Here is a 19601-nt window from a genome sequence, read left to right on the forward strand (position 1 = left end):
ATCTCCCCTTTAAAGTGAAGTGTTAACTTATACGGTCAAATTATAAGTCCCATGACCTGAATAGTCAACGAAGGCAAATCCAGAGCACCAACCGGTTAAAATGCATACTTAAAGGAGAGAATTAGAATGAGCCTCCGATATAGAAGCGGCGGTCTTTATTAAAAAGTGATTTTTGTTTTATCGTGCTGGTATAATATGGTGGATAACTTGAAAATGGATCGTAAAATTTATAGAATAGTAATTTCCGAGGCCGGATAACCGATGAGAAGGGGAGAGAAGGTTTACTACGTCAAGGATTTCATACAGACCGTGCCTCTTCCCTCGCCCAAAAAGATATACAGCGAGCTCGAAAAGCTCGGATACAGGGGACAGCCGCTCGCGAGGAAGGCCGTATCCCTCGCTTCTTACAGGCACGTCAAGAGGCTGAAGCTCCTCCACAATAAGAACACCCCCAGGGCCAACCTGCCGCCGAGACCGAATTCCATTCTGATGGGCCCGACCGGGTGCGGGAAGACCTATCTCATAGAGCTCCTCTTCGGGGAGATATTCAAGCTCCCGTTCGTTATCATCGACATGACCAAATTCACGGAGTCGGGCTACGTAGGGGACGACGTCGTGAACATACTCGTCCAGCTCGTGTACGCCGCCAACGAAAGCATTGACATCGCGGAGTGCGGAGTGATCGTGCTCGACGAGTTCGACAAGATCGCAGGCGCATACAGCAGCGCCAGGTTCGCCGGGCAGGGCACGACGAAAGACGTCTCGGGATACGGAGTCCAGAGGGAGCTCCTCAAGATACTCGAAGGCACGGACGTTCAGATTCCGCTCGACTTCGGGTTCTCGAGCAGGGGGCCGAGGGCCCTCATCTCCACGCGGGATATAACGTTCTTCGCCGTTGGGGCTTTCTCCGGCATAAGGAACCTGTTCGAGAGGAAGGGAGTGGGGTTCATGCAGGCGCTCGAGGAAGGGAGAGGAGACGAGGAATCGATAGCCTATAACCTCACCGAAGAGGAAGCCGACGATATAACGAAATTCCATATGTTCGGGTTCCTCCCCGAGCTCATATCGAGGTTCAACAGGATAGTCCCCTTCGCCCCCCTACACAGGAGCACGCTCAAGGAGATCATCCAGATCAAGGTGCAGAACTATCAGAGGGAATTCGAGGAAGAGGGGTTCAAGCTGCACATAGAGCCCAATGTCGTGGATTTCATCATCGAGGAAGCCCTCAAGAGGCAGACTGGCGCGAGGGGTCTCGACGTGATCATATCGAAATACCTGGAAGAGGTCGCCTTCGAGACTTTCGGCAAGGGCGACGAAGGGGAAGTCGTGCTTACACTCGATTCGGGCGGGGTTTCTCACATAGTCAAGAGACGCGCATGAAGATATCGATCGTAAGCCTCGGCTGCTCGAAAAACCTTGTAGACAGCGAGATAATGACTGGTGCGCTCAAAAGCGCGGGACACGAGCTCTCTACCGAAGAGAACGCCGAAGTGATAATCGTAAACACGTGCGGGTTCATAGGCGACGCGAAGAGGGAATCAGTCGAGACGATACTCGAGTTATCGAAGAGGAAGGAAGAGGGGAGCTGCCGCAAGTTAATAGTAACCGGATGCCTCGTGGAGAGGTATTCAAAAGAGCTCAGCCGCGAGCTGCCTGAAGTGGACGCGTTCTGGGGAACGGGGAACCTGCTCAGGATCAACGAGGCACTAAACGAAATCCAGCCTGAAAAGATACACAGGAACCCTCCCGGGACTCTCTACGACCCCGACACTCCGAGGGTGCTCCTCACGCCGGCCCACTATGCGTACGTCAAAGTGTCCGAAGGCTGCTCTAGGACGTGCTCCTTCTGCATTATCCCCAAAATGAGGGGCACGATGAAAAGCAGACAGGTCGAATCTATTGCCGGAGAAGTCAGTCGGTTGGCCGGTCAAGGGGTCAGGGAGATAAACCTCATAGCGCAGGACATGACGAGCTATGGCAGAGACATAGGTACCAATCTCGAGGAGATGCTGATGGCGCTCGCGGGAATCGAAGGCGTGAAATGGATCAGGATCCATTACTGCTACCCGTGGGGGCTCACGGACTCCCTCATAGGCCTCATCGCGGACGAGGAAAAAATACTACCTTACATAGACATGCCGCTCCAGCACATAAGCGACCGTATACTGGGCCTCATGGACAGGAAGACCCCCGCCAAAAGGATAAGGGACATCATTCACAGGCTGAAGAGCCGCGTCGGCAATCTGACGCTCCGCACGACGTTCATAGTAGGGTTCCCCGGGGAAACGGAAGAAGAGTTCGAAGAGCTCCTTGAATTCGTCGCGGAGACGGGCTTCGACAGGGCGGGCGCGTTCAAATACTCGCGGGAGGAAGGAACACCGGCGGGCGCAATGACAGGTCAGATACCGGAGGATGTAAAAGAAGAAAGGTACGAGAGACTGATGCAGGTCCAGTCGGAAGTGTCGCTCAGAAGGAACGAATCGCACATCGGCACGATTCACGAGGGTTTTATCGAAGGGAGAGAGAACGGGAATTACATTGCCAGGATCGCCTCGCAGGCCCCCGAGGTGGACGGATTGACCTACGTTAAACGAACCAAGCCGCTCGATACGGGCGACCTCGTCAGGATAAAAATCACCGGCGCGGATATTTACGACCTTCACGGGGAAGTCGTTCCCGAATAAAAACCCGTACAATCACTGCCCGGATTCACTGCGGGAAAACATCTGCCTTATTCCATAGGTAGTCGTCCTCTCGGCGGGAATCCTGCCTATCTCCCACGTGAGGCGCCTGAACTCCTCGGGCGGGAAGTACTGCCCATAGCTCGCGCCCGCCGAGCGGGAAATCTGCTCCTCCATGAGTGTGCCTCCGAAGTCGTTCGCCCCCGCCGTGAGCGAAAACTGCGCGAACTCGGGGCCCTGCTTAACCCAGGAGACCTGTATGTTGTTTATCCATCCCCTGAGCATGAGCCTCGAGACGCCGTACATCTTGAGCTGGTTGAGGTCTCCGGGGCCCTCCTGCACCTTGCCCTTGGAGTGCCTGTAGAGACGCGTGTTCCAGGGTATGAACCTGAGCGGCACGAACTCCGTAAACCCGCCCGTCTCTTTCTGTATGTCCCGCAGTATGCCTATGTGCTCGGCCCAGTGGTGGGGCTTGTCCACATGGCCGTACATTATGGTCGAGGTCGTCCTCATGCCGGCCCTGTGCGCCTTCTTCACTATCCTTATCCAGGCTTCTGTGGGCATCTTCCTCGGCGCGATTATCTTCCTCACCTCTTCGACGAGTATCTCGGCCGCTGTGCCGGGGAAAGTGTTGTGTCCGGCGTCTTTTAATTTGTCTATGAAATCCTCTTCGCTTATGCCGAGAGTCTCGGCGCCGTAATAGATCTCGAACGGGGAGAAGGCGTGCGTGTGCATCTCGGGCACGGCCCTCTTAACGGCCTTTATAAGCTCTATATAGAAATTCCCGTCGATGTCGGGATGCATGCCGCCCTGCATGCATACCTCAGTGGCCCCTATCTCCCACGCCTCCCTGACCTTGTCCGCGATCTCGTCCATGGACAGGAAGTAAGCCCTCTCGTCGCCCTCGGGCGCCATAAAATTGCAGAAGCCGCAGTACGTGTTGCAGATGTTCGTGAAGTTGATGTTCCTGTTGACGACGTAAGTCACGACGTCTCCGACGTCCTTTTTCCTTATCTCGTCCGCGGTTATAGCCAGGGCCGACAGCTCGTCAGGGTCGGTTATATTGAAGAGCTCTTCGGCTTCTCCGACGGAAATCTCGCCGCCCGAGAGAGATTTATTGAGTATCCTGCCGGTCGTGCCATTAACCTTGCGCAAAATGCCGTCGAGCCCGAGGCTCCTGTTCTCTTCTATGCGTTTGACTGCGTCTTTAATATGCTCCATCGGATGCCTCCTCGGAAGGGACGTATCCCTGCTCGTCCACGGCACCCCTTACCAGCTTGAGCAGATCGTCGTCGATGTACTTATCGTCTATGAATTCAGGGTAAACAGGGAGTCTCTCCCTGAGAGTAAAGCCCATTTCCTCTACGACGTTTTTCATCATGTCGAGCTTGGGCCAGGGGGCCTCCGGATTGACATAGTCTATCGTGATAGGGGACACGCCCCCGAGGTCGTTCACGCCGGCGTCGACGAAGAGAGGATAGGTGTCGGGATTGAGGTTGGGCGGTATCTGTATGTTCATTACCTCCCCGAATACGAGCCTCGCGATCGCCACTATCTTGAGCATGTCTATAAAATCGGGCGGCGGGTACTTCTCCATGATTATCCCCTGCTTGGGGCTGAAATTCTGGATTATCAATTCCTGGATATGTCCGAAGGCGTCGCTCAGCTCCTTTAATACGTAGAGGGAGTCAATCCTCTCCTCCCAGGTCTCTCCTATGCCGACGAGTATCCCCGAAGTCCAGGGTATGCCGAGCTCGCCTGCCAACTCCATCGTCTTCATCCTGTGCCTGGGCACTTTATCGGGGCACCCGTGATGCGCCTGGCCCTTCTTAAGGAGCCTCGGGCTGATGTTCTCGAGCATGAGGCCCATGCTGGGGTTAGATTCCCTGAATGCCAGGAGCTCGTCCCTAGTAGCCAGGCCCAGGTTCGTATGAGGGAATATGCGCTCCCTCAAACCCGCCTCGCCCATGGCGATAAGGTATTCGGCCGTGCTCTTATATCCGAGCCTGCCGAGCGCCTCCCGGTACACAGGGTACATGAGCTCGGGCTTGTCTCCCGTAACGAAGAGGAGCTCTGTGCAGCCGAGCTCCGCCCCTTTTCTAGCCATGTCTATGACCTCTTCAGGCGTGAGGAAAAGAGGGCCCTCGCCGGGCTCGTATTTGAACGTGCAGTATCCGCAGCGGTTACGGCAGAGCTGAGTGAGTGGGACGAACACGTTTCTCGAAAACGTGAGCGTCTTACCTTTGCCCCTGTCTCTCAGTTTCGACGCGGTCGTGAGGAGGAAGGGTATTTCTTCCCTTCCCAGTTTAGAAAGCGAAACCGCGTCATCCCGGCTAAGGGACTCGCCGCCCTCGGCCCTGGCGAGTATTTCCCCGAGCTCGCCTGGAGCCGTTCCGGCCGCAATCGATAGGTTGCCCGTCATGCCCCGGGCATATTCCGCAGGGGCGGGCCCGGAACAGCATATCGATTTGATATCAAGAGCAGTCATAATTCTCCCAGATATATAATTAAACCAGATATTTATTCAGATAAAAGTCCGATTACGACGATGTATGCTGCGGTTATCACCCCGGATTAACCTATTAATCATTAGCACAAACGGGCAAAACTTGTCAAGGAGGTCCGGGAGCCGGCTAAATCTCGGAGAGGACGGCCGAGGCGAGGAGGGCCGCCTTGTCAGGGTCGGACATCACCGTGTCGAGCACGACGGGCTTGATCCCCATCCCGCTTATCCGCTCGGCCTCCCGGGCGTCCTCCCTGTCGATAACCATGATGTCGAGAAAGTCCCGGTAGAGTCTAGCCACGCCGGCCGACGACACCTCGAGCCCTAGCCCCCTCATAAGCTTGTCCGCAGGCCCTTTGAGCGGCACCCCCCCTATAAGCGGGCTTATGGCGATAATCCTCGCGCCTGAGGCCCTGAGCGCTTCACCGATGCCCTTTACGTTTAGTATAGGGCCTATGCTTATGATGGGGTTGCTGGGGCAAAGAATAACGACCCTGGCGTCCCTTATCGACTCCTCAACGCCCGGGGCGGGCGCTGCTCTTTCGATATTTTTGAAAACCACCTCTATCACATCGGGCCTCATCTTCCGCTTCACGAAATATTCCTGAAAGTGCATCTCCCCGTCGTCGGTCACTATCCATGTCTCGACGTCCTCATCCGTCATCGGGAGGACTCGTATGCCTTCAGTTATGCCGAAAGCTTTTGCCAGCTCCGCCGTGACTTGCGAAGGCGTGAAACCCTTCTGCCTCAGCTGCGTCCTGTAAATGTGCGTGGCGAAGTCGACGTCCCCTATATTGAACCAGGTCTCGGATCCGAATCTCGAAAGCGCGGCCAGGCATTCGAACGTATCGCCCCTCACCCCCCACCCCTTCCCGGCATCTATCAGGCCGGAGAGCCTGTATATTATAGTATCGACGTCCGGAGAGACCCTGAGACCATGCAAAACTATGTCGTCGCCGGTATTTACGATCACAGACAGCGGTTCGCCGTTTATAACGCGGGCGAGACCCTCAAGGAATTTAGCGGCTCCGACACCTCCGCCAAGTGCTGTTATCATTGGGATTAACCTTCGAGAAATGAGAAAATGAAAAACCGCTTCCTTACATAATCTAAATCCAGGTTGAGAAGGGCTTAAGAATATTTGAGCGTGTCTTAACTGTCAAGTGAAGCGGCGGGCCCTGCCTACGGATAATAAGGGCGGGAATGAGAACCGTCATTCGACCGGCCTGTTTATGCCGCGCACACGCGGGTCCGGGCCCCGCCTTGTTGAAACTGAAGAGGAAGTGATATAGATTTTTATAAGAATTCAGCATAAAAGGGGAAAATAAATAAATGAGTCTCAATTTCATCAGGAACAGGCACAGCTGGTTTATCAGAGGAATTTTGATACTTATCGCCGTCGCGTTCATCATAGGCATCGGATACAACCTGAGCGATTTCGGGGCAATCACAGACGTCCCGAACAGGACAGCCGCTAAGGTGAACGGGGAGGACGTAAGTATCGTCAATTTCTACCTGATGAGGGACAGCCTTAAAAGACAGTTCGGCGGCGAAGGCGAAATACCCGCGGAGTATCTCGACCAGATCAATATTATAGCCCTCAATCAGCTGATTAATCTCAAGCTCCTGGCTCAGAAGGCCAAGAGTCTAGGGTTCAGGGTAACGGATGAAGAGCTAGATAATGCAATCAAATCGGACCCGAGCTTCCAGATAGACGGGAAGTTCGTCGGAAGTGACAGGTATAAACAGTTCGTGGAGCAGGCGTTTCAGCAGGATATCGGGGAATTCGAGAATTGGTACAGGGAGAGGCTCCTGGCCGCGAAGTTCGCGGGATTCCTCGATGAGACCGCGCTCATTACGGAAGAAAACCTGCTGGACGTATACGAGAGGCAGAACGAAAAGATCAACCTTTATTACATCACGTTCTCAGGACAGGATTCGGCAGGCTCCTATACACCGGGCGAGGAAGAGATAAAGCTCTACTATCAGAGCCACAAAGGCGACTTGAAAACAGCCGAGACGAGACAGATCAGGTATTTCACGCTCAGTCCGGAAACGTTCGAAAAGAACGTCACCGTAACGGAAGACGAAATCTCCTCTTATTACAACGCCTACCCGGAAGAATTCAAGACAGTGGACGGAAAGCAGGTGCCTCTTGCCGAAGCCAAAAAAGATATAGAGTCCAGGCTCAAAGCGCAGAAGGCGGAAGGGCTTCGCCAGCAGTTCTTGTCGAGGCTCGATAATGCCGGGAGCGAAAGCGCGGGCATCGATGCGCTCGCGAAGGAGTACTCCGCAGAAACGATTAAGGAGAGCGGACCGTTTTCATTAAACGATAATCCGGGCGACATACCGCCTATGGTCACAAGGCAGGCATTCGGCACAGACAAGGGCAAAGTTGCCATGATTCCCGTAGGGACGAGTATATGGGTTATGGAAGTAGTTCAGATAACGCCTCCCAGGGAAAAAACTTTCGAAGAGGCGAAAGAGGAAGCGGCAGAATCCATTAAGCGGGAAAAATCCAAAGATGTCGCCAGAAAGAAAGCCGAAGAGTCGCTTAAGAAGCTGAAAGGCGTGAAGGATGAAAACCTCCCTGCTGAAGCCCAGAAGCTCGGTCTCGAGCTGAAGGAGACAGGATTCTTCTCACGCTCCGAGAGTGTGCCTCAGTTAAATTCTCGGTTGCTGAGCTCGGAAGCCTTCGAGCTCGACCCGGAGTCAGGCGTGCCGAACAGGATCTATGACGATGCGGACAAGTTCTACATCATATCGGTCAAGGAAGTAAAAAGCGCGAGCCCCGAGGATTTTAACGGAGCAAAAGACGCATTGATGGAACAGGAGCTCCAGAACCAGCGTTCCCAGGTCATACAGAGAATGATACAGGACCTGAGACGGCAGGCGGAGATAGTGCCTAACACAAAGATATTCCCGTCACAGGGATGACGGCGGCGTTAAAGGGTCGGAGATAAAATTGTCTAAAAGAGCTCTAATAATAGGTTCTGACAGGGACTACTGCTATGTCTTGAAGGAGTTCCTGGCGCTGAGAGAGCTGTTTGTGACCGTGGTACTGGATTACAAGGAAGGCGTAGAAAGGCTTTTCTATGAAAAACCCGATCTGGCCGTATTCGAGAACACTTCCCAGGAACCCATAGATACGTACAGAGACGCCGTCGAGGGCTCAAGCGAGTTCGAGGTCGTTGACTTCAACAGCGGTCAGTCAATAGGAACCGGGATAAAGCCGGTGCTGATTTTCGACGACAAATCCCAGATAAACCGCCTCTTCGACTTTCTGAAGGCCAGTTACTCGAACCCGGAGACAGAGGATTCCCCCGACAGAGGGGACGAGGGGAGCCTGGGCACCACGTTCTATCCGAGCCTGCTTGTCGATATATACCACAAGAAGAAGAGCGGAATCCTGTCCATATCATCGAAAACGAACCTTATCATTTATTTTATCAACGGCAGCCCCGTGTTCGCGGAAGGGGGGGACATTGAGACGGCGATAGGGAGGATACTCCTCGACAGAGGCAGGATCGATGAACAGACGTATGAAAAAGCGCTGGACATAGCTACGAAAAACAAGCAGAAATTCGGCCAGATACTTTTTGAAATGGGCATCACCTCACCCCACGAGCTGAACAGCTTTCTCGAGTTCCAGATACAGGAAAAAATACTCAAGGGGTTTTATTACATAAACGGGAAATACGTATTCAAAGGCGGTGACGATTTCGCGGACAGGATAGTTTCGTATCAGGTCGATCTGTCCAAGATCATCTATGAAGGCGTAAGGAGGTATATAGACGTGGAGAGCCTCGAAGAAGCGAACCCGACAATCGTCGCCGACCCGAGGCTGAAAAGCGATATCAACAACCTCGGGCTCAAGCCCAGGGAGCTCAGGTTCGTGCAGCTCCTCAAGGAGAGGTCAACAGTAAGGGATATACTCGAGGGGTCGAGGCTCGACAGGCAGGAAACCCTCAAGCTCCTCTATTTCCTGTCGTTGTTCAAGCTGGTGAAGATAACGGGCGTGTCGCCCGATGAGATCGGCAGGGCTTCGATAGAGAAACTCACGAGAGAGAAAGAGAGGGCTGCGGGCACGGGAGGAGAAGCGAGCGTCCCGGCGGATACGGAGAGCATCTTCGGGGAAATGAAAGAGGCGGAGCGCGGAGCAGGGGCTGAGAGCGACTCCTATACCGAAAACGAAGAGCCCGCCGATCATTCATACCCAGGCGCGGAAGAGGAAGGTGGAGAGCCTGAGCCGGCGAATGAAAGAGCAGAGGAGAGTGCGGCATGGTTCGGGCCGCCGTCCGGCATGGAGGAGGCGGATGCCGAGCAGGTGAAATCCATCGAATCCTCGGTTGAGCCCCCGGAGGAAGAGAGCGGGAATGAGCCTGTATATTATCCGGCCGGAACGGAGGCGGAAGGAGTCTCGGGAGAAGAGCCCACGGCGGGCTCGTACGTCCATGAAATTGAGATCGATCAGGACGAGGAAACAGGGGACGACTTAACAGCGGAGGTTGGGGAAGCATTCCTGGGCCTGCAGTTCCGGGATGAGGGACGGTTCGAGAACGGGAGTCCGGAGCCGGAGTTAGAGCTCGATCGTCCTTCGGGCAATGAGCCCCGGGACGCCGTGGCGGAAGACGGCTTCAGCAGCCTCTTTCAGCCTTACAAGGACGCTATGGACGAGGGGGAAGACGATGCCGGCGCCGAGTCCAAGGTAGAATTTATTTTCGCGGGCCAGTCACCCGGCCCGGCGTTCGCCGGGGAGACGGAGGAAGATTCGACGCTAAGACCGCATTCCGCCGATTTCAACGAGCGGGTAGCCGAGTTCCACTCGACGATGCAGCAAAAAGATTATTACGAAATCCTGGGCGTATCTCAGGAGGCTTCTCCGGAAGAGGTAAGAGACGCCTACTATAAACTCGTAAAATGCTACCATCCCGACGTCAATCCAAACGCGGACCAGGAGATAAGGGCAAAGGCGGAAGAAATTTTCACGCAGATCTCGACCGCCTACGAGACACTATCCGAAAGGGATAAAAGGGAGCAATACGACTCGCACGAGGAGCTTTCCGTGCTCAAGTCGCAGGCGAAATACATATATGAAGCGGAAATGACCTTTAAAAAGGGCATAACCCTGCTGATCCAGCGCGATTACGCCGAAGCGGAAAAGAAGATAAGGGAAGCGGTGAACATGAACCCCGACGAAGCCGCGTATTTAGGGGCGCTCGCATGGGCAGGGTTCCTTGCTGCAGGGGACAAGTCGGCTGTCGTGGAGGAGGTCAAGAGCTCTCTCGAGAAGGCCCTGAAGATGAACGATAAAATACCGGAAAATAATTATTACCTCGCATCCGTATACAAATACGCCAACGACCTCAGGAACGCGGAAAAGTATTTCGAAAAGGCGATCGAGCTCGACCCCGATTACATCGAGGCCAAGAGGGAGGTGCGCCTTATCAAGACACGCAAAACGAGCATCAAGAACGACAAAAAGATCGAAAAAAACTTCTGGTCCAGCCTGTTCAAAAAATAATCGGACCCGCCTCCCGGGAAATTCCGCAACCCTTTTTATCTCTTCGGATATTTACTTTTTTTAAACTTTTGATTATCTTCACTGATTAGATTAGGCGATGAAAATCAAATCCCTGGAAATTACCGGCTTTAAATCATTCTACGAAAAGACACGCATCAATTTCGACCTACGCCTGAGCGCTATAGTGGGCCCGAACGGCTGCGGGAAGTCGAACGTGCTCGACGCCATCAGGTGGATACTGGGCGAGCAGAACCCGAGACAGCTGCGGGCGAACGTAATGGAGGAGGTCATCTCGAACGGGAGCGAGTTCCTGAAGCCCCTCGGAATGGCCGAAGTCTCGCTGCTTATGGAAAACGTCCCCAGCTACAACTTCGAGCAGGTCGAGATCAAGCGCCGGGTATTCCGCTCGGGAGAGACCGAGTACTACCTGAACGGGGTCCCCTGCAGGCTCAAGGACATCACGGACATATTCATCGACACAGGCTCCGGCGCAAGGGCCTACTCCGTCATCGGACAGGGCAGAGTGGACCAGATGATCACTGCGAAGCCGGAAGACAAGAGGACGCTCCTCGAAGAAGTGGCCGGCATAAGGAAGTACAAGATCAGGCGGAGGGAGACCGAGACCCGTATCAAGACGACGAGGGAGAACCTGAGCCGCGTAAGGGACATGGCGGGCGAAGTGAAGAGACAGATGGACACGCTGAGTCTCCAGGCGAAGCACGCGGAGGAATTCAGAGAGCTCTCGGAGGAATCGAGAAGGCTAGAAGCCGGGATACTGAGAGCGAGGATAGAGAGACTCGAAAATAAGAAGAAAACCGTAAGCGAGGAAAAAACAGCCGTCGAACAATCTATTGCCAAGTCCGAAGAGGAGATAATCCAGGTCATTAACCTCCTCAAAAAATTGAATAACCAGTCCCTGATCACGGACGATAAAGTGAGGGAGCTCGAAAACAGCATATACAGGACGAAAACAGAGCTCCAGACGAAGATATCCTCGCAGGAGCTTATAAAGACAGAGATATCGAGCATCGAGAGGTTCATCGAAAAGATAGAGAGCGAATCGGCGCTCCTGGGCGGCGAGCGCCTGAACCTGGCGGCGCAGACCGGGATCAAGAGAAGCGCGCTCGAAGAGGTAGGCCTCGAACTGGAAAAAGAGAAGGAGGAGATAGCCGCTAAAGAAAACATGCTGGCGGCGATCAAGACGGGGTTTGCAGAGATCCGAGCGGAGCATCAGGGGATCAGGGCTTCCCTCTTTAAAACACTCGACGAATACAGCTCTCTCAAAGGCGCGGCGCTGGGTTATGAAAAGGAATTAAAGGACCTCTATTCGAAGAAAGAGGTTATAGAGAAAGAGCTCTCCGAAATAGAGCTCGAGAGAAAGGCCGCAGCAGAAGAAATCTCGAACCTCGAGCGGACACTTTCGGAGAACGAGGCCAAACGGCAGCATATTTCCGAATCCAGGGACAGGCTGCTGGCTTCTCTCTCATCCCTGAGCGATGCGCAGGCAACAAAACGCGAGGAATACGACAGGGTCCAGGACAGGCTCAACGAGAGCTCCTCGAGACTCACCGTGCTCAACCAGATACAGGCAAACTACGAATGGCTCCCCGAGGGAATAAGGAATTACATCCTCGAGCATAAGGGAAACGGCGTGCTCGGCACGGTATCCGACTTCATTTCGGTCCCCGAGGGCTACGAGAAGGCCGTGGAAGCGGTGCTCGGGGATAAGATCAAATGGATACTCGTCGAGGAGAACTCGCAGGCGCTGAGCGCTATAGATTCCCTGAGACAGCGCTCCCTCGGCAGGGGGACGTTCGTTCCGGCGAGGGGGATCGAGGCTAAAGCGGCGTCAAACGGAAGACCTGCGAGTTCGAGGCCGCTTTCGGAAATAGTACACCTTGACAACAAACTGAGCGTAATCGAAAACATCCTTAACAGCGTATACATGGTCCCCTCTCTCGGCGAAGGATTGAGAATGCAGTCGGAAATGGGAGGGGGGTCGTCTTTCGTCACCGCCGAAGGTGATTACCTCCACCCCGACGGCGTTATCTCCGGCGGAACGGCGCAGCCCGGGGTGCTCGAGAGGAAAAGGGAGATAGAAAACCTCAAAACCCTTATAAGCGGCCTTGAGCGCGAGACAGACACGCTCGGCCTTGAAATCGAGGCCAACGAGCTCGAGATAAAGGGCTTGCACGCCGGAATAAAGGATTACGAGAGCGGTCTCGTCGAGACGGGGATCGTCGACGCGGAAACGAGGAAAGACATACTCAATTTCAAAAATAACCTCGAGAAGCTGGAGAGGCGGATCGAGGCAATAAGCCTGAACCTCCAGAAGACCGGCTCCGAGACCGACGAAAAGCTCAGGCTCATGGACGAAACGAGGGTGAAACTGGAGGGGCTCGATTCAGAGAAGTCGGTCCTTGAGCAGCGGTTCGGGGAAGTAGAGGGCAAAATCCAGAAGGCCGAGGAAGAGGAGCGCTCGGTCGAAAGGGAAATCGCGGAAAAGAAGGTCAAGTGCGCTTCCCTCGTAGAAAAGGAGAAGAGCCTCATCGAGGATTTAACGGAGCTCGAGAGAAGGATAAGGGACATAGACAGCCGCATCGAGCTCGAATCACGGAACATCGAGGAGAAAAAACAGGAGAAGCTGAGCTTTATAGAAAAGGACAGGTATACGGTCGAGGAGATAAGCCTCATAAATAAAGCCATTTCGGAAAACGAAGAGAAGCTTCAGGTGATGAGGCAGGAAAGGAACACCGTCGTAGAAGAGACAAGGGCCGCTAACGAGAACAGGGAGAGCCTGAATACAATTCTCTCCGATCTGAGGCTCAGGAACAATTCGCTTGAGCTCGACCTCAACAGTTTGCAAATCGAGGCGGAAAATATCAACGATATAATCGAGAGGACCAATCTTTCGGAAATAATATCGGGTATGGCGGAGAGGGGCGAGCCCGCCGAGATAAATATTCACGAAGAAGAAGCAAGACTTAAGAAGCTCCAGGCGCAGATCGAAAAATTCGGGCCGGTAAACCTGCTTGCCCCTGAGGAGTATAACAAGCTCGAAGAAAGACATAAATTCCTGAACGAGCAGATGGAAGACCTGAACCAGGCCATCAATTCGCTCGGGAAGGCTATAAACAAGATAGACAAGGAATCGGAAAAACGGTTCAGGGAGACCTTCGAGCTCATGGATCAGAAGTTCCAGGAGATATTCAGCCGTCTCTTCAGGGGCGGGGAAGGGAAGCTGGTGCTGACGGAGCCTGAGAACATGCTGGAGTCGGGAGTGGAGGTCATGGTCAGGCCGAGGGGGAAAAAATTCCAGGCCATAACGCTCCTTTCAGGGGGCGAGAAGGCCCTTTCCGCGATCGCCCTCATAATCGCAGCCTGCCTGATAAAGCCGGCACCTTTCCTCCTGTTCGACGAAATAGACGCGCCGCTCGACGACAGGAATACTTCCTATTTCATCGAGCTCGTTAAGGAAATAGACAGGAATTCCCAAGTGATACTGATAACCCATAACAAGAAGACCATGCAGCAGGTGAATTCCCTGATCGGCATCACTTCCAACAAGTCCGGCACTTCGACCGTGGTTTCGGTCGACCTGAGCTAAAATCCGCGCAATAGGCTGACCGCTCAATATAATCCGGGTTTAAAACCTGCAGAGGGCCTGACGCCGTATAATAAGCAAAATTTGTGATGCCGGGGTTTTACACTTATACTTTTATCGGTTTCACAGTATCGGAGGAATATTAGCGAATGATTTCTTACATAATGAAGAAAATAATAGGCTCCCAGAACGACAGGGAAATTAGGAGACTGGGCGCCATTGTCGAGAGGGTCAACGAATACGAGAGCGAATTCCAGTCTCTTCCCAACAGCGCATTCGCGTTAAAAACCGTAGAGTACAGGGAAAGGATAAAGAACGGCCTGAACGGGAACGGCGATCCTCTGGAGGAGGAGCATTACGCGAAGCTCGAGGACGCGCTCCTCGAAATACTCCCAGAGGCCTTCGCGCTCGTAAGGGAAGCGTCCCGGAGGACCCTCGGCATGCGTCCTTTCGACGTCCAGCTCATAGGCGGCCTTGTGCTCCACCTGGGCAGGATCGCTGAAATGAAAACGGGGGAAGGAAAGACGCTTGTAGCCGCCCTGCCCCTGTATTTGAACGGCATCACCGGCCTCGGGGCGCACCTGGTGACGGTGAACGATTACCTGGCCAGGCGCGACGCTACGTGGATGGGACCGATATACAAGCTCCTAGGCCTTAACATAGGTGTAATAAACCACGAAATTTCCTATCTTGTGGAATGGGAAGACCCCGTAAGGGCTCAGCACGCAATAGATAACGACTTGAGCGTATGGCCCTCCGAATACTCCGAAATGGAGATACCGACCGAGAAGAACCTCGACGTGCTGGCCGCGTTCAAGACTAAGCTCGTCGAGTGCCCGAGGAAGGAGGCGTACAGGGCGCACGCGACCTACGGAACGAACAACGAGTTCGGGTTCGATTACCTTAGAGACAACATGAAGTTCTCTCTGAACGACTACGTCCAGAGAGAGCATAATTACGCGATCGTCGACGAAGTGGACAGCATCCTGATCGACGAAGCCAGGACGCCGCTTATCATATCGGGTCCGTCGGAGGACTCGACGCAGCTCTATTACGATATAAACAACGTGGTCGTAAAGCTCAAAAAAGAGGTCGATTTCACGCTCGACGAGAAGACGCGTCAGGTAACCCCGACCGAGGAAGGGTCGAACAAGGTCGAAAGGGCCCTCGGGATAAGCAACGTCTACGACCCGGCGAACCTCGAGATACTACACCACGTCATACAGGGGCTCCGCGCGCATAACCTCTTCCACCGAGACGTCGATTACATGGTAAAGGACGGCAAGGTGATTATCGTCGACGAATTCACGGGGAGGCTCATGCCCGGAAGACGCTGGAGCGACGGGCTCCATCAGGCGATCGAGGCCAAGGAGGACGTCGAGATAGAGAACGAGAACCAGACGCTCGCCACGATCACGATACAGAACTATTTCAGGATGTACAGGAAGCTCGCCGGGATGACGGGTACGGCGGACACGGAAGCCTTCGAGTTCAAGAATATCTACAACCTCGACGTAAACGTCATACCGACCAACAAGCCGATGATAAGGGCCGACAGGAACGACTCGGTATACAAGTCGGAAAGAGAGAAGTTCGGCGCCGTGGTCGAGGAGATAAAGGAGCTCTACGGCAAGGGACGGCCTATACTGGTGGGCACTACTTCGATAGAAAAATCGGAGAGGCTCTCCGGCATGCTCCAGAAGCTCCGCATACCCCATCAGGTGCTGAACGCGAAGCAGCACGAGAACGAAGCCGAGATCGTCGCCCAGGCGGGCAGGATCGGAGGCGTGACTATAGCGACGAACATGGCGGGCAGGGGCACGGACATCATACTCGGCGGAAACCACGAGTACCTGGCGAGGGACATACTCAGGAAAAAATTCAGGGTAGACCCTCATGAAGCCCTCCCGGAGCAGTTCGAGGAGGCCATGCTGGAGGCGAAATCCGTATGCGAGGGCGAGAAAAAGAGCGTGCTCGAGCTGGGGGGCCTCCACATCATAGGCACGGAGCGGCACGAATCGAGAAGGATAGACAACCAGCTGAGGGGAAGGGCGGGCAGACAGGGCGACCCCGGCTCTTCCAGGTTCTTCGTGTCCCTGGAAGACGACCTGATGAGGATATTCGCGTCCGAGACGATAACCAAGATCATGGACAAGCTCGGGTGGGAGGAAGGCGAGCCCATAGAGCACAAAATGATCACGCGCTCGATAGAGAACGCCCAGAAGAAGGTCGAGGGCAGGAACTTCGACATAAGGAAGCACCTTCTCGATTACGACGACGTGCTCAACAAGCAGAGGGAGGTCGTATACAGGAAAAGGAGGGAGTTCCTGGCCGGCGGGGAGAACCTCAAGGACAACCTCTATGAAATGGCCGACGAAGTCATAGAGGACCTCGTCACGGAAACTGTGCCGGAAAAGGGCAATATGGACGAGGCCGCATGCGGCGACCTGAAAGAAGCGGTCCACGGCTCGTTCAACATTCAGATCGACACGGCCGGGCTCACCGGAAACGGGACGAGAAGGGAAGACGTGACCGAGTACATACGGACGAAAATACACGAGTACTACGAAGGGAAAGAGACAGAGATAACGCCCGAGACCATGCGGCAGATCGAAAGATATATAATGCTCCAGACACTCGATTACCTCTGGAAGGACCACCTCCTGAACATGGATCATCTCAGGGAAGGCATAGGACTGAGGGGCTACGCGCAGAAGGACCCGCTCTACGAGTACAAGCGCGAGGGGTTCGAGATGTTCTCGTCTCTCATGAACCGCCTCTCCTATGACGTCTGCGAAAAGCTCTTCAGGGTGCAGCCCGTGAGCGAAACCGACATGGAGAGGCTCGAGAGGAGAAGGAGGGCCGAGCAGCAGCGCATGACCCTCAGCAGGGGAGAGGAAGAAGAGAGCAAGAAACCCGTCAAGAGACACGACAGGAAGGTGGGGAGGAACGACCCCTGCCCTTGCGGAAGCGGGAAGAAATACAAGAGATGCTGCGGCGCCTCGTAGGGGAATACCAGTTGGAACCGTCCGAGTTCTCAGGCAGGATACGAAGCCTCGAAACTAACATAAGCGCCGTCATAAAGGGGAAACCCGAGATAGTAAAAACGGCTATAGTGGCCCTCATTTCGAGGTCGCATATGCTGATAGAAGACGTCCCGGGCGTAGGCAAGACCACGCTGGCGCAAGCTCTAGCCAGGTCGACGGCCTTAAGCTTCAAGAGGATCCAGTTCACGAGCGACCTGCTCCCTTCAGACATTCTCGGAGTATCCGTACTCGATCAATCAACCGGTGATTTCATATTCAAGCCCGGGCCCATTTTCGCGAACATAGTCCTCGCCGACGAGATAAACAGGGCCACTCCAAAGACCCAGAGCGCGCTGCTCGAGGCGATGAACGAGGCGAAGGCGACGATCGACGGGACCGTCCGCGACATGCCCCAGCCGTTCATGGTAGTAGCAACGCAGAACCCTTTCGAATACAAGGGCACGTTCCCGCTCCCCGAGAATCAGCTCGACCGTTTCGCCATAAGGATCAGCATAGGCTATCCCGACAGCGAGAGCGAAAGGCGGATACTCTCGACGTCGGGCCCCGTAAACTCGTGGGACGGCGTAAACCCAGTGATATCGAAGGAGGAAGTAGTAATGCTCCAAAAACTGTCGGAGAGGGTGAGGACCGACGATTCCATTCTGGACTACATTCTAGCGATCATAACCGAGACGAGGAACCCGAAGATGTTCGAGCTAGGAGTGAGTCCGAGGGGGGCGATAGCGTTAAAGAGCGCGGCGCAGGCGCTCGCTCTCACGGAGGGGAGAACGTACTGCATACCCGAGGACGTGAAGAAGATGGCCGTCCCCGTGCTCGCTCACAGGGTGCTTCTGAGGAGCGGGCGTCACATGGGACGGGGCGGCGAGGAAGAGGCCATAAGAGAGGTGCTCGAGAGCGTAAAGGTGCCGATCTGAACGCAGCGCCGCGTATCGCATGGTAGACTATATCAAGGTTCTAATATGAATGAGTATCGAAAGCGGAGGAAATAATGAACCCCAGACCAAGAATTTACTTTTATCAGGGTAAGCCGCCCGCATATCTCATACCCCTCGTACTTTTACTGGGGATCGTGGTATTCGCAATACTCGCGGTATTCGGATTCTTCCTCGGGATCGCGGTGGGGGTCGCCCTTATCATATTCGGGGTCATGAGGCTTTTCTCTTCAAACAGCAAGAAGAAATACAGGACCATCGAAGAGGACGGCAGAACGACCATAGTCCTCGACAGGGAAGATTACGAGGTTATAGAAAAGGGTAAAAAGAGTTAATCCTAAAGAGCGTCGATCTCCCCCGCGAGCTTGAAATCCTTCTCCGTCAGTCCCCCTTTGCTGTGCGTAGATAAAGTCAATGTCACGTTTTTGTATTGTATGAGTATGTCGGGATGGTGGTCCGCCTTCTCGGCCAGTATCGCTACCTTATTAACGAACCCGATGGATTCGACGAAGTTCTTGTTCCTGTAGACCTTGACGATCTCGTTCCCCTTACGCTCCCAGCCCTTGAGGCCCGAGAGACCCTCCTCAATCTCCGCATCGGACATGAGCGCCATTGTGATTCACCTCCCATTCTATTTAGTTTATGGAGGGCGGATGGATAGTCAAAAAATAGTTATTTAAACTTAACGGATGCCGAGGGTCTTTATCAGCATAGGGTCGAATCTCGGGGACAGGGTGCTCAACTGTAAAAAAGCGCTCGGGGAGGTCTCGGCCTTCGCCAGGATACTGAGAGTCTCATCGGCATACGAGACCGAGCCCGTAGGGAGCGAAGACCAGCCCCCCTTCATAAACTGCGCTGCGGAGATAGAGACCGCGCTCCATCCCCTGGACCTGCTCGACCGCTTGCACGAAGTTGAAAAGAGATTGGGACGAATCAGGGACGAGACATGGGGGCCGAGGACTATAGATATCGATATTATATTTTACGACGACCTCGTAATAGATACGGAGGAGCTGAAAATCCCTCACGTGAGCGCCCACGCAAGAAGGTTCGTTCTCGAGCCCGTTTGCGAGATAGACCCGTGGCTCGTCCACCCGGGATTCGGAGTGCGCGTTTACGAGCTGCTGGATAAACTTGAGGATACGAAGAAGGTAGAAAAAGTCGGGAACCCGTCCACATTGTTTCCACAGTAACCAACAGCCTGTCAACAGCTCCGTAACAGGTGCCCGGATATATTACCAACATGGCTTAGAGGCAGGTCGCTAAGAAATAAAGCAGCGGTCTTAGGAGATTAAGACCGTTTCTGCATA

The 19601-nt window shown here is 54.0% G+C and carries 13 protein-coding genes; 9 read left to right on the forward strand and 4 right to left on the reverse strand.

Annotation, left to right across the window (positions count from 1 at the left end; translation table 11 throughout):
* Positions 1 to 261: 261 nt before the first annotated feature.
* Both AB1598_07220 and rimO read left to right on the forward strand, forming a co-directional pair.
* On the forward strand, positions 262 to 1380 hold the full coding sequence (locus tag AB1598_07220) for an AAA family ATPase (protein MEW6144796.1): 1119 nt from the start codon (positions 262 to 264) through the stop codon (positions 1378 to 1380).
* Positions 1377 to 2684, forward strand: a complete 1308-nt coding sequence (rimO, locus tag AB1598_07225) for a 30S ribosomal protein S12 methylthiotransferase RimO (protein MEW6144797.1) — start codon at positions 1377 to 1379, stop codon at positions 2682 to 2684. The genes AB1598_07220 and rimO overlap by 4 nt, the downstream gene beginning before the upstream one ends.
* 12 nt (positions 2685 to 2696) lie before the next feature.
* On the opposite strand, the gene cofH is transcribed toward rimO, so the two are convergent.
* From cofH to cofD, 3 genes are all read right to left on the reverse strand, one after another.
* Positions 2697 to 3902 (reverse strand): 5-amino-6-(D-ribitylamino)uracil--L-tyrosine 4-hydroxyphenyl transferase CofH, encoded by a 1206-nt coding sequence (gene cofH / locus AB1598_07230; protein MEW6144798.1) that lies wholly within the window; start codon positions 3900 to 3902, stop codon positions 2697 to 2699.
* Positions 3889 to 5103: a 7,8-didemethyl-8-hydroxy-5-deazariboflavin synthase CofG gene (gene cofG / locus AB1598_07235; GenBank protein ID MEW6144799.1), complete on the reverse strand. Its 1215-nt coding sequence runs from the start codon at positions 5101 to 5103 to the stop codon at positions 3889 to 3891. The genes cofH and cofG overlap by 14 nt, the downstream gene beginning before the upstream one ends.
* 211 nt (positions 5104 to 5314) lie before the next feature.
* Positions 5315 to 6241 (reverse strand): 2-phospho-L-lactate transferase, encoded by a 927-nt coding sequence (gene cofD / locus AB1598_07240; GenBank protein ID MEW6144800.1) that lies wholly within the window; start codon positions 6239 to 6241, stop codon positions 5315 to 5317.
* A gap of 275 nt (positions 6242 to 6516) precedes the next feature.
* Between cofD and AB1598_07245 the strand changes: the two genes are divergently transcribed.
* The 6 genes from AB1598_07245 to AB1598_07270 all read left to right on the forward strand — a co-directional run bounded on the left by AB1598_07245 (position 6517) and on the right by AB1598_07270 (position 18626).
* Positions 6517 to 8121, forward strand: coding sequence for a SurA N-terminal domain-containing protein (locus AB1598_07245; GenBank protein MEW6144801.1), 1605 nt, complete (start codon positions 6517 to 6519; stop codon positions 8119 to 8121).
* Between the two features lie 28 nt (positions 8122 to 8149).
* Positions 8150 to 10708, forward strand: a complete 2559-nt coding sequence (locus AB1598_07250) for a DnaJ domain-containing protein (GenBank protein ID MEW6144802.1) — start codon at positions 8150 to 8152, stop codon at positions 10706 to 10708.
* A gap of 97 nt (positions 10709 to 10805) precedes the next feature.
* Positions 10806 to 14315: a chromosome segregation protein SMC gene (gene smc / locus AB1598_07255; GenBank protein ID MEW6144803.1), complete on the forward strand. Its 3510-nt coding sequence runs from the start codon at positions 10806 to 10808 to the stop codon at positions 14313 to 14315.
* A gap of 146 nt (positions 14316 to 14461) precedes the next feature.
* The gene (secA, locus tag AB1598_07260) at positions 14462 to 17320 is read left to right on the forward strand and encodes a preprotein translocase subunit SecA (GenBank protein MEW6144804.1); all 2859 of its coding nucleotides are present in this window, start codon (positions 14462 to 14464) and stop codon (positions 17318 to 17320) included.
* Between the two features lie 11 nt (positions 17321 to 17331).
* On the forward strand, positions 17332 to 18273 hold the full coding sequence (locus tag AB1598_07265) for a MoxR family ATPase (GenBank protein MEW6144805.1): 942 nt from the start codon (positions 17332 to 17334) through the stop codon (positions 18271 to 18273).
* A 74-nt stretch (positions 18274 to 18347) separates the two neighbouring features.
* Entirely contained in the window at positions 18348 to 18626 is a 279-nt protein-coding gene (locus AB1598_07270; GenBank protein ID MEW6144806.1) for a DUF308 domain-containing protein, read from the forward strand.
* A 2-nt stretch (positions 18627 to 18628) separates the two neighbouring features.
* On the opposite strand, the gene AB1598_07275 is transcribed toward AB1598_07270, so the two are convergent.
* Positions 18629 to 18904: a 4a-hydroxytetrahydrobiopterin dehydratase gene (locus tag AB1598_07275; protein ID MEW6144807.1), complete on the reverse strand. Its 276-nt coding sequence runs from the start codon at positions 18902 to 18904 to the stop codon at positions 18629 to 18631.
* 76 nt (positions 18905 to 18980) lie between these two features.
* Between AB1598_07275 and folK the strand changes: the two genes are divergently transcribed.
* Positions 18981 to 19484 carry a 2-amino-4-hydroxy-6-hydroxymethyldihydropteridine diphosphokinase gene (gene folK, locus AB1598_07280; protein ID MEW6144808.1) on the forward strand — a complete coding sequence of 168 codons (504 nt, stop codon included), beginning with the start codon at positions 18981 to 18983 and terminating at the stop codon, positions 19482 to 19484.
* Positions 19485 to 19601: the final 117 nt, after the last annotated feature.

This window comes from Thermodesulfobacteriota bacterium, assembly GCA_040754335.1.
Lineage (GTDB): Bacteria > Desulfobacterota_D > UBA1144 > Nemesobacterales > UBA2774 > 2-12-FULL-53-21.

Coding starts and splice junctions, on each gene's coding strand:
- AB1598_07220 (MEW6144796.1), top strand. CDS start 262: ATGAGAAGGGGAGAGAAGGTTTACTACGTCAAGGATTTCATACAGACC.
- rimO (MEW6144797.1), top strand. CDS start 1,377: ATGAAGATATCGATCGTAAGCCTCGGCTGCTCGAAAAACCTTGTAGAC.
- cofH (MEW6144798.1), bottom strand. CDS start 3,902: ATGGAGCATATTAAAGACGCAGTCAAACGCATAGAAGAGAACAGGAGC.
- cofG (MEW6144799.1), bottom strand. CDS start 5,103: ATGACGGGCAACCTATCGATTGCGGCCGGAACGGCTCCAGGCGAGCTC.
- cofD (MEW6144800.1), bottom strand. CDS start 6,241: ATGATAACAGCACTTGGCGGAGGTGTCGGAGCCGCTAAATTCCTTGAG.
- AB1598_07245 (MEW6144801.1), top strand. CDS start 6,517: ATGAGTCTCAATTTCATCAGGAACAGGCACAGCTGGTTTATCAGAGGA.
- smc (MEW6144803.1), top strand. CDS start 10,806: ATGAAAATCAAATCCCTGGAAATTACCGGCTTTAAATCATTCTACGAA.
- secA (MEW6144804.1), top strand. CDS start 14,462: ATGATTTCTTACATAATGAAGAAAATAATAGGCTCCCAGAACGACAGG.
- AB1598_07270 (MEW6144806.1), top strand. CDS start 18,348: ATGAACCCCAGACCAAGAATTTACTTTTATCAGGGTAAGCCGCCCGCA.
- AB1598_07275 (MEW6144807.1), bottom strand. CDS start 18,904: ATGGCGCTCATGTCCGATGCGGAGATTGAGGAGGGTCTCTCGGGCCTC.
- folK (MEW6144808.1), top strand. CDS start 18,981: ATGCCGAGGGTCTTTATCAGCATAGGGTCGAATCTCGGGGACAGGGTG.